Here is a 14,790-nt window from a genome sequence, read left to right as displayed (position 1 = left end):
ACTAATCTTTGATGACGGTTACCACTCCCTTTTTAACTGAGCTGATACTTGCTACTCTAATGACATAGAAATACGGACCTGCTATCACCTTGCCATTCAGGTTTCTGCCGTCCCACCCTTTAGCAGGATCAGTAGTATGGAACAAGCGCACCCCTTCGCGGTCAAAAACCTCTACTACCACCTCTTTGTAATAGCTTAGATCTGGTATGATCCAGGTGTCATTCTTCCCGTCACCATTAGGAGTGAAAAGGTTTGCCACGCTAAAATCAGCGCTAACGATTACTTCAACCGAGGAGAAAAGATTGCTTGTGTTGGTTCCACCATAATTAGGGGTGACGGTACCTTTGAGTGTGTATTTACCTGAATGGTAGCCATTATAGGTGCCTACTGCCCAGGTAACAGGGGTCATCTCTACCTCGCCGGTAGAATATTCAACTTCAACCTGGGCAGGCAGAGGTAAAATAGTGAAGATTGTTCGCACAGGAACACTGATTGGGCTTACATTGGCCACAGCTTTCACATTGGGTATTACCTTTGTCACCGTTGCTGTTACGTTGGCTCCTTTGTTCCCTGCCAAGTCTGTCTGTGAGAAGGTAACGGTCAGTACGCCATCTTTTAGTCCCTTCAAATCAATGCCAGTAATATCAAACTGAGAAGTTGCGGCAGTACCACTTCCTTTTACTTCTGTACCGCCGCCAGAACTGGTTATGGCATAGTTATACGTAGCGCCATGCTCAGCACCTGTCACCCGCAGAGTGGCAGATAAAGAAGTTATGCCATCAATCCTAGAACCCATGAATGCCACAGCATACCCTCCCGGGCTAACTATATCATAGATTTTAGAAAGTACAGTTGAGCCTGTATTCGCATTATTTGCCAGGTCTTGAGCGACATTAGCGGCCACAGAGACTTTTATCTCCCCTGCAACTATGGGTGTTACCAAAATACTGTATACTTTATCACTCACTTTTGTAAACGCTGATGCTGTTGCATTGGTCAGGGTGATATCAGACTGCTCAAAAGCGGTGACAGGTTCATTAAAGGTAAACGTAACAGTAAAGGGGCCTTTTACATATTCGGTTCCCGGGGTAGTCAAAGCTACCGTTGGTGCTATATTATCAAATAAGATTTTAAAAGTATCTGACGCATTATTGCCATTGTTTGTAAGAGGATTCTGGGCAGCATCTGCCGGAATGCCCACCGTTACTTCGGCATTGTTTTGGGGTGTGATAAGTACAGTGTACGTGGTACCGTTAACTACCGTAAAATTTGACGCTACACCATTGGTAATCACCAAATCTGTTTGTGCAAAACCAGCTACCTCTTCACTAAAAGTAAAGGTCAAGGTAAATGGGGCATTGGTACTAATGGTGGCTGACGAAGTAATAGCAACAGTTGGCCCGGCTTTGATGGTAATTAGCAATGCACTGCTCAGCGGGCCTTCATTCCCCGCTAAGTCAATGACCTTGGCCTTTATTTCATAGGTTCCATTTGCCAGTTCTACTGAAGACTTTATCACCCACTCCCCGTTTGCGTTAGCCGTTCCAGAGCCTATTTCAACTGTACCTGCATACACTTTCACCGTTGAACCTGCCTCTGCAGTACCTGCAAATGTTGGCTTGATAAAATTTGTTTCATTGTCTGTGTCACTGGGGCCGCTGTCATCAGAGGCTAAAAGATCTGGTATTGAAGGAGCCGCTGGCGCCGTCACATCAAAGATGATATCATCTTTTATCTCCTGTACAGATTCCACTCCGTTGGAATCCTTTAATTTCATGAACACTGTTTTAGTGCCTTCGCCCGCAGGTATACTCCATAGTTTAGATGTGCCCATGGGTTCATAGTCACTCCAGGTATTACCATCATTTGAAAACTTCATCTGGGCAGCATTCTTAGATGTGATAGCCAAGGTGACTGCCGTGTTGTTAGTGGCTACTGCCCCACTGTTAATACTTACTGAACCTGTAGGCACTGCCAGCGGCATTTTGGTCAACAGAAAGTTGTCAAAGTCTAACGTGGCAGCCCCAGCGGTAATTGTAAATTTTAAGGAGGTGATATCCTGGGAAGGCACCCTGGCCGGAAGCCCTGTTAAATCAGCAATTCTGGTAGTTCCTACCCAAGTGTCGCTGGCATCATTTGCTAACGTATATGCTTTATGGTCAGGCCCAATGTAGCTAACTTCGGCACCACTCCTATTGTCAAGCCATGTGATGCGTTGGGTACCGTGGAATAATTTATCTGGGGTTTGAATGGTGGTGCTTCCTACTGGCACTAGGGTGAAATATCCATCTGTAGCAGATAAATACAACATTATTTTAGAATGCACCGCAGAATTTCCTGGGCTTCCGAGGCCAGTTGCCAAGTTGGTGGCAAAATTAAAAGAGGCAGCGTTGGGTTCATCAGCAGCATTATTAGATACCGTGAGATCTACCTCAAACTTCACAAACTTGGGAGCTTCACTAATATTCGTTCTTGTAAAAGCCATGTTACCAGCAATAGATTTTGCAAAACGTAACTTGCCGTCTGTGACACTGATCACATTGGTGGTATTTGCACTTATAAGACCTGAAAACTGGGCTGCGTTAGGATTGTTCGGGTCAGCTGCCAAATAGTCTGCCGGTGATGTTTTTGAAGGGTCATTAAAGTCCTGTGAAAACAGAACTTGCGCAGTAGCGCCGTATGCACTAAGGAGCATAAGGCTACAGAGCAGTAAAAGTCTTTTCATAATAACATGTTTTGTATTTTATAAAGCAGGCAACGTTTAGATGCATTGACAGATACTTCTGTTGCACCTCTAAGCGTCTCAAGTGTTTTAGAGCCACAGGCTGTACCTGTTTCTGGCCTGTTTTTCAGAAAGCAGGTCAGAAACAGAAAATACAGTTAGTTGTGCAGCTTACCAGCCAATATTCTGGTTCCTCAACCCAATGCTAGGGTTCTGCAGCAACTCGCTGGTAGGCACCGGGAACAATAAGAATTTAGGCACGCTCACATTCAATGCCGGGGCATACACGGCGTTTGAGTTACTCCATCTGGGCGGAGCAACATTGGGTCTCCAGACAGGCAATGTTTTGGGATATTTTGTCTGAGGCAGTTCCTCTTTGAACTGGTACTCATACATTGTCTTACTTGGGTCAGTTGGATGCTGCATGCGTACCAGGTCAAACCAACGTTGCCCCTCCCCTACTAACTCCAACCCTCTCTCATGAAAGATCTTTAACCTAAACTGTGCCTTGGTTAGATTCCCAGAATTATTATCTGGTAGCAACACCGGAACAGCCCTAGGGGTCCCATTTGCCCTTTGCGCTCTTTTTCTTACCTCATTAAAGGCCGTAATTGCTACTGGTGTAGGTCCTCTTAGCTCATTTTCCGCTTCAGCTTTAATAAGGTACATCTCCGCAAAGCGGATAATGAAGAGGTCATTCCCATGGTTTCGCTCATCTTTTCCGCCGGGGTCTTTGTATTTCCCAACCAATGGGAATGCTACTCTGGCAGTATTGGACCTAAGCGTAGTATCTGGGTACATGACTACTGTATTGCCAGCGGCATTCTTACCTCTGAGGTAAAACGACACCTCATTCCTAAAATCTAAAATAGCTGTGTTTCCCGTGCCCAAAGCATAATCCCCGGTACGGTAGAAATCAGCAAACCAATGCATAGGTTTAATATTAGCAGCGCCACTGGTGTTTGGCCTTCCGGTCACGCCAACGGTAGCGGGGGCCATAAACCGTAAGGCAAACTCAGAGCCTGCTGCTGGTTGCGCTCTGTTTTGGTTATCAGTTTGGAAACGCACGCCGAAGATTACCTCGTTATAAGCATTTGTCTCTTTTGTGATATCAAACAGGTCTGCAAAATTCAGCAATTCATACTGCCCACTTGTGATTACTGAATCAGCATACGTAATAGCATTGCTGTAGTGCAAAGTAGGGTCTTGTCCTTTCAAAGACAATTGATTGCCGTAGGTTAGAGATGCCTGTGCCATAAATGCTTGGGCAGCTCCTTTAGAGGCACGGCCTAACTCAGCAGCAGCAATACTTTTAGCCAGGGGTAACCGGATAGACGCCTTAGTTAGGTCTTCAAAGATTTGAGTATACACTTGGTCTACAGAGCTTCTTGGCAAATAGAAATTACTGTTAATGTCTACTGCCTCTAACCGCAGAGGCACCCCACCATACATTCTTACCAGGTAGTAGTAGCAAAATGCCCTGATGAAATATGCCTCGCCGTATATCCTTTTCTCAAATTCTGCACTAAACTGCCTGTCATCCATGAGCTTGATCACGTCATTTGCATGACCAATGGTCAAGTATAGCTGGTTCCAGAAAGAAGCGGTATTCACCCCACTCAATGTGCGTTGCCCCCAAGGTCCATACTCTGAACCTGAATCTGAATACAAATCATCTGCCATGAGCATGAGCATGAGCATACCTTGAAACTTAAAGGCTGCCGCATCATTGAAGCGGGCATACATACCGTTCACCACCGCCGTAGCATCAGTTTCAGTCCTGATGGCTTCAGGAGTGGGAGTAGAATAAAGCTCTTCCTCCAGGCTGCAAGACGGTGTCCCCCACAAGAGAGGAACCATAAGCATGAGTATAAAATATCTATAAATTCTCATTTGTGTAAATATTAAAGACTTTAGAAGTTTACTTCAAAACCGGTAGAGAATGTGCGAGGCTGCCCCATGGTTCCTAAATCTACCCCTCTGTTCAGAGCCAAATGCCCAAAAGCATTGATGTTAGGGTCATAGCCTGAGTATTTGGTCCAGGTGTATAAATTTGTACCGGAAATAAACGCCCTCACTGACCGCATCACAAGACCTTTAGGCAGGTTAAATGTATACCCAAGGTTAATGCTCTGCAACCTTACAAAGGAGGCATCTTCTACTAACCAATCAGGCATGCGTTGATAAAGCCTCACCCCGTTGGTGGTGACTCTGGGCAACAGGTTACTAGTACCTTCCCCTCTCCATCTTCCATCATAGGCAGACTGCAACAAATTGTAGTTCCCGGTAGTGTTATTGATGCCTACCACCCAGCGGGTAAGGTTAATCAGCTCATTGCCTTGGCTGCCAAACACATTCACACTCAGGCTGAAGCGTTTATAAGTAAAACTGGCATTAATACCGTAGGTGAAATCTGGACTAGGATTTCCAATGATGGTTTTGTCAGCGTCATTGATCTGCCCATCTCCGTTTGTATCCACCCATTTTACATCACCAGGTTTGTAGTTGGAGCGGGTATTGTCATTAGCTAAAGCCGGATCACTTTCTATTTCGCCCTGGTTTTGGTAAATTCCATTGGTCTTGTAACCCCAAAAAGAAGAGATAGGATCTCCTGGGCGGGCAATGTGTACTGGTTGACTTAACAGTACAGCCCCTCCCGCAAAGTAACCACGGCCATATAAGATATCAGTAGAGCCTAAACTAAGCACTTTATTCTCAAATACTGAGATATTTCCCCCTAAGTCTAAACGCATTCCGCCAGATTGGAATACTTTGAAATTGCCTTCCACGTCAATTCCTTGATTTAGTACCTCCCCAAGATTCGTAAAATAGTTACTGAAGGTAGCAGACCCGGGCAATTCAAGGTTAATTAACAGGTCTTTGGTATTTTTCCGGTAAACGTCAATGTCTAAAGTTAAGCGGTCATTAAAGACACCTACCTCTGCCCCCACATTAAATTGGGTAGTGGTTTCCCACTTCAAGTAAGGGTTTTCAAAATCTTCCACCACATATGCCGGTAGAATGTTGCCACCAATCACAACGTAGTTAACCACATATTTCTTTCTGGTTGCGCCTATGGCTATGTTTTCATTACCAGCTACCCCATAACTAGCCTTAAGTTTAAGGAAGTTGACAACTTTGTTTTTGAAGAAATCTTCATTAGACACATTCCAACCTAACCCAACTGAAGGGAAGAATGCCCATTTGTTGGCGCCAGACAATCTGGTAGCCCCATCATACCGGCCAGTAAAGGTTACCAGATATCTTCTGTCAAAAGAATAATTAACCCTTCCCAAGACAGATTGGAGTGCCCGCATACCAGTTGAAGTGATCATGCGACCTGGATTGGCAGCACTCTGCATATTGTAATAGATAAGAGCATTAGACGGGAAGGTCATACTGGTATTGCTGGAACTTCTGTTTGTCCAATACTGATAAGAGTACCCTCCTACAGCACTCACTCTGTGTAAGCGGCTAAAGGTTTTATTGTAGGAAAGTAAATTCTCAATCAAATAATTAGAGTTAGCATTATCAGCTCTGGTGGCAGAACCGCCTGGTGCCGTGTCCCCAATAAAAGTTCCGGTTGGGTTGTAGACCTGCCGCAGAGAGTACAGGTCATTCACCCCCCCTTTCAAAGTGTACTTAAGATTATTATTGAACTTATAGCTAAAGTCAAGATTAGAGATGAGCGTTCTAATCTGAGTCCTATCTTTCACTATTGTAGTAACCAGAGTGGGGTTGTTGGTGAAGTTCTCATCAAACTCTTCATCCCCTTCGTCATTGATGACATAGGCACCCCGTAAAGGGTTAAAGGCCAGCGCCCCCAAGACTGCCGAGGAACCTAAGATTCCTGTCCAGTTTGACTCTTGTCCATAATTTCTGTCTGCATACGAGAAGTAGGTTCTAATCCCTACTGATATTTTTTTAGTAATGTTCCTAGAATAATTCAACCGGAGGCCGTACCGCGTAAAGTCGGCATTTTTCAGAATACTGTTCTGATTAGTATAGTTGGCAGTGATCAGGTAGGTGCTTTTTTCATCTTTCCCTGAAAAGCTGAGCTGGTGTGTCTGACTGATGGGCGAAGTGTACACCTGATCCTGCCAGTTTATATTGGGGCTGTTCCTAATGATAGAATCCATGGCCATGTGCTTGTACAGAGAATCATTCCCGTCATTGATGGCCGCCTCATTCCGGTAGTTCAGATAGTCACGGGTATTGAGCACTTTCAGCTTTTTAGGAACCATATTGAGGTCAAACCGGCTTGAATAGCTTATTTTATCTCTCCCTTCTTTGCCTGTTTTGGTCGTGATTAACACCACCCCATTCGCACCTCTGGAACCATAAATGGCAACAGAGGAAGCGTCTTTCAGAATTTCAATGGACTCTATGTCATCTGGGTTTATTGCCGCCAGCGGGTCTGCCGGAGGAATATCATTCCCGCCGTCCATCCCTGAACCGGCCATGGTAGATCCCTGGTCAGAATCAATGGGTTGTCCGTCTATCACAATCAAAGGCTGGCTACTGCCGGTGATAGAGGTCATACCTCTAATATTGAAGGTCATGCCAGAACCGGGTTGACCGGTATTGTTCATAATCTGCACTCCTGCCACTCTCCCCTGTATAGCCTCTGGCATGGACAGGTAACGGTTGTCATTGGCGTTTTCCAGTTTTACCGTACTGCTTGAACCGGTAAAGTCACTTTTTGCCACAGTCCCATAGCCTACTACCACTACCTCATCTACTGCAACCGCCTCATCCTGCAGCTTTACTTCTAGCTGGGTACGTCCATTTACAGGAACATCCTGTTTCACAAAACCCACATAAGAGATTTCTAAAACCGCATTGTCTGGAACCACCATAGTAAAGCGGCCCTCAATGTCAGTCACTACGGCCCTGGTAGATCCTTTTAAGAGTACGGTTACCCCAACCAATGGCTCACCTGCGGCAGAAGTCACCCGCCCTCTAACGGTGATGTCTGCTATGGCCCACAGGGATTTGGGCTGTTTGAAAGACTTGTCTTCCTTAAAATTTTCGGTTCCAGGGAAAGTACCCGCCCAAACAAATGACGGAACAGTTAGAAATGGCACCAACAGCACAAGCAAGAGTCTATTAAAAGCCTTGTCCGGTATTTTAACAATGTTTTTACTTATGAATATATCATTAAGCTTTTTCATGCTTTTGTCTTTTATGATTGGTTTAGTCAGTTTAGGAGAGAATTGCCATGATGACATATCTTCATGGCAAATGAGAAGTGGGTGTGGGCAAGAACTGGAAACAGGTAGTAGAAATCTGCACTATAAGAACCTCCTTTCTAAAAAACACAGTTAGTTTGTTTTAGTGAAACTGACACAGCATCACATCTCCTTGCCAATAGCTTTACAGCTAAAAAGGAGCTTTGAATAATTGATCAGGACTTCCCCATCACTTGTCTATATAACTTTAAATAATCTTTTTATTTGAGGACGAAGCTGAATAGAGTCTTCAATTAAAGCTTCTCCTGCCCCAGGGGTGTGCTTTTCTTTTAGGGCTACTTTCTACCTAAAACAGAATTATTATTCCCCCTAAACCACAGCCCGAGATGCAAAAGGGAACCTCAAAAATGTGACATGAGACAGATAGTAACCTCAACAAGGTTTCACATTTTCAGGTACAGGTTTAAACCATTGGCTAATCATGGTGTCAAAGCTAGTTTTATCTAAAAGTCAGCAATATCACGTTTGTCTCTTTTCCTGTAAATATTGTAGAAGAAATTGCAAAATTGACAATACAAGCTCCAGAGTGGCTTTTTCAGCAATACTTAATAACATAAAGACTATAATTCATTTACAATTTGCTAATACCGGCTTCTTGTAAGTCAGCGGCAGAACAGCAGGCAATTACCAGAAAACCGAGGCTTTCCTGCCAGGCTCCTGCTATTTTCCTTTAAATGTTTCGCCTTGAGGAAAAAGGGAATTGGTGGGTTTATTGAGTTTTAAACTGTTCTTAGGTTTCTTACCTTCTTGACTTGAAAGAGGGTAAGGAGAGCTTCTACAGAAGCTGCCGTGTCTGGCTCTATGGTCACAGTTAAGGGCTGATCGTCTCCATGAATCAGGCGCAACTTTTTTTGCTGGGTCTGTCTTCTGTGCTCCTCATTTTGCTCTGTCTTTTCCAATTTCATTGAGCCTGTTCCTGTTGTTCCTGTATATGTGTTTCGGCACCTTGCCTTTGCAGCGCCAAGATATAACAAGTTTCATATATTCTGAATCTCTATAGAAATAATAGACTTTAATTCTTAGCGTCACTACATTGTAGATAACCAGCCAGGTACTCTCCAGCCCCACCTTGCCTCCAAGTATCTAGCCCCGGTAAAACCCCGGAGTCAACAGCCAGCGTATTCAGTGCAAAAGAAGCTGGTTGCACTTACCCTAACTTGTAGTGACCCTTTAGAGTGCCCTTTCCACACTTGTTGTACCTGTTCTGCTAACCTGAGTGAGGTATTAGAAATAGTAAAATGGTTCATTCTAGCCTTTCCCTACTTCTCCTGGCTAAAAAGCAGAGGCTATCTTCTGATGGGTTGGGGTAGGTTTACATCTCACTTTCGGGATCCAAAAAGGTATTAATAGAACCTATGGTTGCCGGTTTCTCTCCCCGTAACGGTGGTTCTCCTCTTACTAATTGGCGTTGCCCGCACCTCATGCTCCTATTTTTCACGTCCAAACCCAATTTCAAACCAGCTCAGAGAGGCAACAGGGAGGTAGTGTGCCAGCTGTTTTAAGCCTGTTTTTCCAAAAACAAGCCGAAAACAGTAACTCAACTGGCCCTGGTAAACCACGTATATAGCTGAACAAGTGATTTTAGGCCAATCTGGCAGATAGAGAAGTAAAGCTTTGGACCACCTGCTGTCGCTTAAATACCTGGTTAAACTTAATGTTTCCCTGGCAAGCCCCATGACATCAGTAAAACGCAGGTTCAAATTCTTAATGTTGGCAACCTTATTCCTGACGTTCCTCTTTTCACTAACCGTGGTAGGTATGTGGTTCTTTTCCTTCCCTAATCCCGCCTTAGACAAGGCGTATGCGGCTATTGACAAGGGGGCCACCTCAGAAAACTTCCGGCTCCAAAAGGTGAAGGTGCCGGGCACCACCTTCCACCACCCGTCCTCCGTTCAACGGCCGGCCCCTGAGGCCGGTGTACGGTACGGCCAGCCCAGAGATGCAAGCGGCCACCTCTACTATGACACCCTCCGGCACAATGTTGTGCTACATACTGAAGAGTATGCCCGTGACACCATCACCGGTAAACTCACCCTAGATGTGATGACCCATTACGTGCGAATTGGCAACAACGGTCAAGTGGTGGAAGCTGTCAAGGGCATGGACTTACGCGGGAAGGACTTTCTGCAGAACTGCATTGTGCTCCAGAATGAGCTCTTGCCTTACCAGAAATGGACTGACCCTACCCAGAAGATTTACCTGAGACATTTCGCAAAGGAAAAATTTAACGGCGGGTGCCTGAATCCCTTCAAGATTGGCCCCTTCAATGGCGGCACCCCCTGCCCCACCTGGGAAGGCACCGGGTATTATGACATCACCTTTCAGCAGGAGCAACTAAAAGTAAAGATTCCCTGCACCAGATCTTCTCTGTTCTATGGCACAGACAGCGAGTACTACACGGGGCTGTATTATTACACCTTGCCCCCTTCGCCCACGTCGGCGCAGCCTGTGGCATTTTTAGTCTACTCCAAAACCCACGAGCAACCCTCTATTTACATCATTACGTCCAAGCAATCACTCTAATTCCTTCCTATGTCTGAAAACCTACCTCTGCTCCAAAAGATGAAAATCTGGTTCCTGTTCTTCATCCTGTCACTGGCCTCTGCTCACCGGGCCAACGCCCAGGAGGCTCAGGTCTGGCTGTACAAAGGGAAACTTGACGCGAAAGAGATTACACTCTACCTCAAAACCCAGGTCAACGAATGCGGCGGAAAAGACTTCTACACAGCCATGTACCGCTACAGCGCCAACCCCAAGTGGATTGAGCTAACCACTACCACAGACTACCAGAATAACTTTGGGTTTATGGAGGCGGGGTTTACCGGGGTGCTTTTGCTGAAAAAGAGCGCCAAAGGCTTGGCAGGCACCTGGCTTAGCCCAGATGGGAAGCGACAGCTGCCGGTCAGCCTGGTCTTACAGCCCTTGAAGGCCACTGAGAAGGAGAAACTGGAAAAAGCCCTGGAAGAAACCATCTACCAGAATGATGACTGCTGAAAGGCTTCACAATAGTTGATTATCACCTTTCCGCCACTGCGCAAACACCTCACACTCAATAGCTTTCTGTTTTGGGGCTGTTTTGGCGAAAACAGCCCCAAAACAGAAAGCCCTCGCTCCAGCCCTGTTTCATGGAAGGCCTCCTGGCCACCCCCCTCTGAACAACAGCTCTCACCTCTGCCGGCAAGGCAATAAAAAAGCCCTTAGATAAAAATCTAAGGGCTTCAACTAAAACCAGTGATCCCGCTGGGATTCGAACCCAGGACCCATACATTAAAAGTGTATTGCTCTACCAGCTGAGCTACAGAATCAGAAAAATGTAAGTAGTAAGGTGGTAAAAAAGCCTTCCCGACCGTTTAGCCGGAAAGGCCTTTGTTACTCCAGTGATCCCGCTGGGATTCGAACCCAGGACCCATACATTAAAAGTGTATTGCTCTACCAGCTGAGCTACAGAATCTTTTTACTACCTTTGCTTAGAAGGGCGTAACCCTCATTTGCGATGCAAAAGTATAATCCCTTTCTGTAAATGCCAAACATTTCCCATAAATTCTGTTGGCTTTTTTGCGTTCTGTGGCTGAGTTTTTCTCAACTTTCTATGGCTCAATTGCCTAGCCCACGCATAGCCCAGGCAGATTCTTTGTATACCCGCCACCAGTACACCCAGGCACTGGACCTTTATACCCGCCTCCTGCAGCAAGACCAGGTGTACACACCGCAAATGCTCCTGAAAATGGCGTTCATTCATGAGGGGCTTCAACAGTACACCCAGTCTATGTACTACCTGCAGCTGTACTACAGCAAGTACCCCAGCCGCTCTGTCCTGCAGAAGATGGAACAGGTAGGCATGGAGCAGCGGCTGAAAGGGTACCAGTATACAGACTGGGACTTCTTTAAAACCCAGTTTTACAAATACTACCCCCAGATACTGGAGGTGCTGCTTCTGTTGGCGGCGGCGGCCACCACCTTTGCCTTAATCAGGTGGCGCAAGAAGCGCCCCATTAGCAAGCAATTCAAGCTGGGGTTCCTCCTCTTCCTGCTGTTTCTCTTCTACTTCGGGAATTTCCTGACGCTGGGGCAGCAGGGAATTATCCAGCAAGCCAATGTGCCTATCATGACCGCCCCTTCGGCGGGGGCCGGACTGATAGCCTCTGTGGGAACCGGCCACAAAGTAGACGTGCTGGGGGAGCAGGACATCTGGTACCGCATTGAGTGGGAAGACCAGGTAGCCTACATCAGAAAGAACAACCTCCTGCTGCTCCCCCACCCCCTGAAAACCAATTAACATTCTTTCCTGCAGCGCACGCGCACGGGTTGATTTCTGTTTTGGGGCTGTTTTTACAAAAACAGCCCCAAAACAGAAATTTAGTTGAAGGGCGAATTAGGCTCTTTTTTCATCTGGTTGTAGACCAGATTGTCAGTAAGGCCGGGCAGGAATTTCCCCAGCAGCACCGCCAGCTTGCCCTGGGTGGTCAACACAAGGTCGCGTTTGCGCTGGCGGGTGGCTTTCAGAATATGATCAGCCACTTCCTCAGCGGTCATCATCTTGGCCTCATCGCGCGGCGACTCGCCCTGTTGGCTGCCGTCGGCGGCCAGGGCGGTGTTCCTGATGTTGGAGGCCGTGAAGCCCGGGCAGGCCACCATCACGTGCAGGCCCTGGTGCAGGGTCTCGGTGCGGAGCGCCCCCAGAAACCCCTGCATGGCAAACTTGGAGGCCGAGTAGCCCGTACGGCCGGGCAAACCCTGGTAGCCCGCAATGGAAGACACGCCAATCACAGAGCCTTTGCTCTGCAGCAGGTACGGCAGCGCGAATTTGGTGCAATACACCGTGCCCCAGAAGTTGATGTCCATGAGCTGCCGGATCACGTCCAGGTCCACGTCCTGGAACAACGCCCGCATGCTGATGCCCGCGTTGTTGAGCATCACGTCAATTCGGCCATATTTGGTTATGGTCTGTTCAATGAGCTGGCGGCAATCATGTTCCTGGCTTACATCGCCGGGTATGGCCAGATACTCTATGCCTGCGGCCGAAAGCTCCTGTCCTACCTCGTTCAGTTTCTTGGCGTTTCTGCCGTTGATCACAATTTTTCCGCCGGCCCGCCCGAAGGCCAGCGCGCAGGCCCGCCCAATGCCCGACGACCCGCCCGTGATAATGATGACTTTATCTTTCATATGGTTCTTTTCCAGGTTCACGTGCCATAGCACCTCCACAAAGCTACGCTTTTGGTTTCTTAAGAGGAAGATTTCCGTTTTCGGGTTGATTTCTGGAAATGAGGCCGAAAACGCAAATCTGCGCCCGGCTCCCGGTTCCCGGGATTTCTTTGTATTTTTGCGGCATCGTGAGAAAATTCAAGAAGAAAAAACATAAGTTCGAGAACATTGCGCAGCTGCGCGTGGAGGAGATGGCCGCCGAGGGCAAGTGCCTGGCTCGCCATGAGAACCTGGTGGTGTTCATCTCAGACGTGGCCCCCGGTGATGTGGTGGACGTGCGCGTGACCAAGAAACGCAAGAATTACCTGGAGGCCGTGCCCGTGCATTTCCATGAGCGGTCTGACCTGCGCGTGGAACCGTTCTGTGAGCATTTCAACGTGTGCGGCGGCTGCAAATGGCAACACATCAGCTATGACACGCAGCTGTTCTTCAAGCAGAAGCAGGTGAATGACAACGTGGAGCGCATTGGCAAGATCTCTGGGCATGAGCTGTTGCCCATTCTGCCCTCTGACCGCGTGAGCTACTACCGCAACAAGCTGGAGTTCACCTTCTCAGACCACGCCTGGCTCACCAAAGAGCAGATTGACAGCGGCCTGGACCTAGAGCGCCGCGCGCTGGGCTTCCATGTGCCACTGCGGTTTGACAAGATCGTGGACATTCAGCACTGCTACCTGCAACCGGCCCCGTCTAATGAAATCCGCCTGGCGGTGAGAAACTATGCGCTGGCGCAGAACCTGCCGTTCTTTGACCTGGTAAAACAGGAAGGCTTTCTGCGGAATCTGATTATCCGGACGGCCAACACCGGTGACCTGATGGTGATTGTGCAGGTCTTCCAGGACAGAATGGACTGGCTGCAGCCGCTGCTGGACCACCTGCTGCAGGAGTTCCCGCAGATTACCTCGCTGCACTACGTGGTGAACAGCAAGGGCAACGAGACCTTCCATGACCTGGACGTGGTGTGCTACCACGGCGAACCGTTCATTCATGAACAGATGGAGGGCCTGCGCTTCAGGGTCGGCCCGAAGTCGTTTTACCAGACCAACTCTGAGCAGGCGTACAACCTTTATAAGCTGACCCGGGACTTCGCCCTGCTTAACGGCACCGAGAACGTGTATGATCTGTACACCGGCGCGGGCACCATTGCCAATTTTGTGGCGCGGCAGAGTGCGCAGGTGGTGGGTGTGGAATACGTGGCCAGCGCCATTGAAGACGCCAAAATCAATTCGCAGATCAATGACATCACCAATACGCACTTCTACGCGGGTGACATGAAAGATGTATTGAATGACGAGTTATTTGCCCGCCATGGGAGACCAGACGTGATTATCACTGATCCTCCGCGGGCGGGCATGCACCCAGACGTGGTGGCCAAGCTGCTGGAGGTGAAAGCCAACCGCATTGTCTATGTGAGCTGTAACCCCGCCACCCAAGCCCGGGATTTAGAAATGCTGGCAGAACTGTATGACGTGGTGAAGATCCAGCCGGTAGACATGTTCCCGCAGACCTACCACGTGGAGAGCGTAGCGTTGCTCACGTTGCGGTAAGAATGACTGTTTTCGGCCTGTTTTTGGAAATCAGGCCGAAAACAGTCATTTGCAGTTTGGGAAGTTCTAC

The 14,790-nt window shown here is 47.6% G+C and carries 9 protein-coding genes and 2 tRNA genes; 5 read left to right on the top strand and 6 right to left on the bottom strand.

Annotated features, from left to right (window positions below):
- Position 1: 1 nt before the first annotated feature.
- The 3 genes from FHS90_RS02505 to FHS90_RS02495 form a co-directional block, all read right to left on the bottom strand.
- Entirely contained in the window at positions 2-2,725 is a 2,724-nt protein-coding gene (locus FHS90_RS02505) for an Ig-like domain-containing protein (protein WP_182511502.1), read from the bottom strand.
- Between the two features lie 168 nt (positions 2,726-2,893).
- A complete protein-coding gene (locus tag FHS90_RS02500; RefSeq protein WP_182511500.1) occupies positions 2,894-4,615 on the bottom strand; it encodes a RagB/SusD family nutrient uptake outer membrane protein in 1,722 nt (573 codons plus the stop codon).
- A gap of 20 nt (positions 4,616-4,635) precedes the next feature.
- Positions 4,636-7,677 (bottom strand): SusC/RagA family TonB-linked outer membrane protein, encoded by a 3,042-nt coding sequence (locus FHS90_RS02495; protein WP_241498939.1) that lies wholly within the window; start codon positions 7,675-7,677, stop codon positions 4,636-4,638.
- Here FHS90_RS02495 and FHS90_RS22360 point away from each other — a divergent pair.
- From FHS90_RS22360 to FHS90_RS02485, 3 genes are all read left to right on the top strand, one after another.
- Entirely contained in the window at positions 7,598-8,050 is a 453-nt protein-coding gene (locus tag FHS90_RS22360; protein ID WP_246386609.1) for a hypothetical protein, read from the top strand. The two genes, FHS90_RS02495 and FHS90_RS22360, sit on opposite strands and share 80 nt — an antisense overlap.
- 1,598 nt (positions 8,051-9,648) lie before the next feature.
- A complete protein-coding gene (locus tag FHS90_RS02490) occupies positions 9,649-10,497 on the top strand; it encodes a hypothetical protein (protein ID WP_182511496.1) in 849 nt (282 codons plus the stop codon).
- Positions 10,498-10,536: 39 nt separating this feature from the next.
- On the top strand, positions 10,537-10,968 hold the full coding sequence (locus FHS90_RS02485) for a hypothetical protein (RefSeq protein WP_066831802.1): 432 nt from the start codon (positions 10,537-10,539) through the stop codon (positions 10,966-10,968).
- Between the two features lie 238 nt (positions 10,969-11,206).
- On the opposite strand, the gene FHS90_RS02480 is transcribed toward FHS90_RS02485, so the two are convergent.
- Together FHS90_RS02480 and FHS90_RS02475 are read right to left on the bottom strand one after the other, a co-directional pair.
- Positions 11,207-11,279 (bottom strand) — tRNA-Lys (locus tag FHS90_RS02480).
- A gap of 73 nt (positions 11,280-11,352) precedes the next feature.
- Positions 11,353-11,425 (bottom strand) — tRNA-Lys (locus FHS90_RS02475).
- Between the two features lie 138 nt (positions 11,426-11,563).
- Between FHS90_RS02475 and FHS90_RS02470 the strand changes: the two genes are divergently transcribed.
- On the top strand, positions 11,564-12,250 hold the full coding sequence (locus FHS90_RS02470) for an SH3 domain-containing protein (RefSeq protein WP_241498936.1): 687 nt from the start codon (positions 11,564-11,566) through the stop codon (positions 12,248-12,250).
- A gap of 80 nt (positions 12,251-12,330) precedes the next feature.
- Here the strand turns inward: FHS90_RS02470 and FHS90_RS02465 are convergent, their stop codons facing one another.
- Positions 12,331-13,137, bottom strand: coding sequence for an SDR family oxidoreductase (locus FHS90_RS02465; protein ID WP_182511494.1), 807 nt, complete (start codon positions 13,135-13,137; stop codon positions 12,331-12,333).
- A gap of 167 nt (positions 13,138-13,304) precedes the next feature.
- On the opposite strand from FHS90_RS02465, the gene rlmD reads away from it, so the two are divergent.
- Positions 13,305-14,720 (top strand): 23S rRNA (uracil(1939)-C(5))-methyltransferase RlmD, encoded by a 1,416-nt coding sequence (gene rlmD / locus FHS90_RS02460; RefSeq protein ID WP_343049549.1) that lies wholly within the window; start codon positions 13,305-13,307, stop codon positions 14,718-14,720.
- Positions 14,721-14,790 lie beyond the last annotated feature (70 nt).

It is taken from the genome of Rufibacter ruber, assembly GCF_014138425.1.
In the GTDB taxonomy this organism is placed as follows: Bacteria; Bacteroidota; Bacteroidia; order Cytophagales; family Hymenobacteraceae; genus Nibribacter; species Nibribacter ruber_C.
Note: the sequence above shows the minus strand (reverse complement) of the source record. Positions and strands in the feature narration are given on the sequence as shown.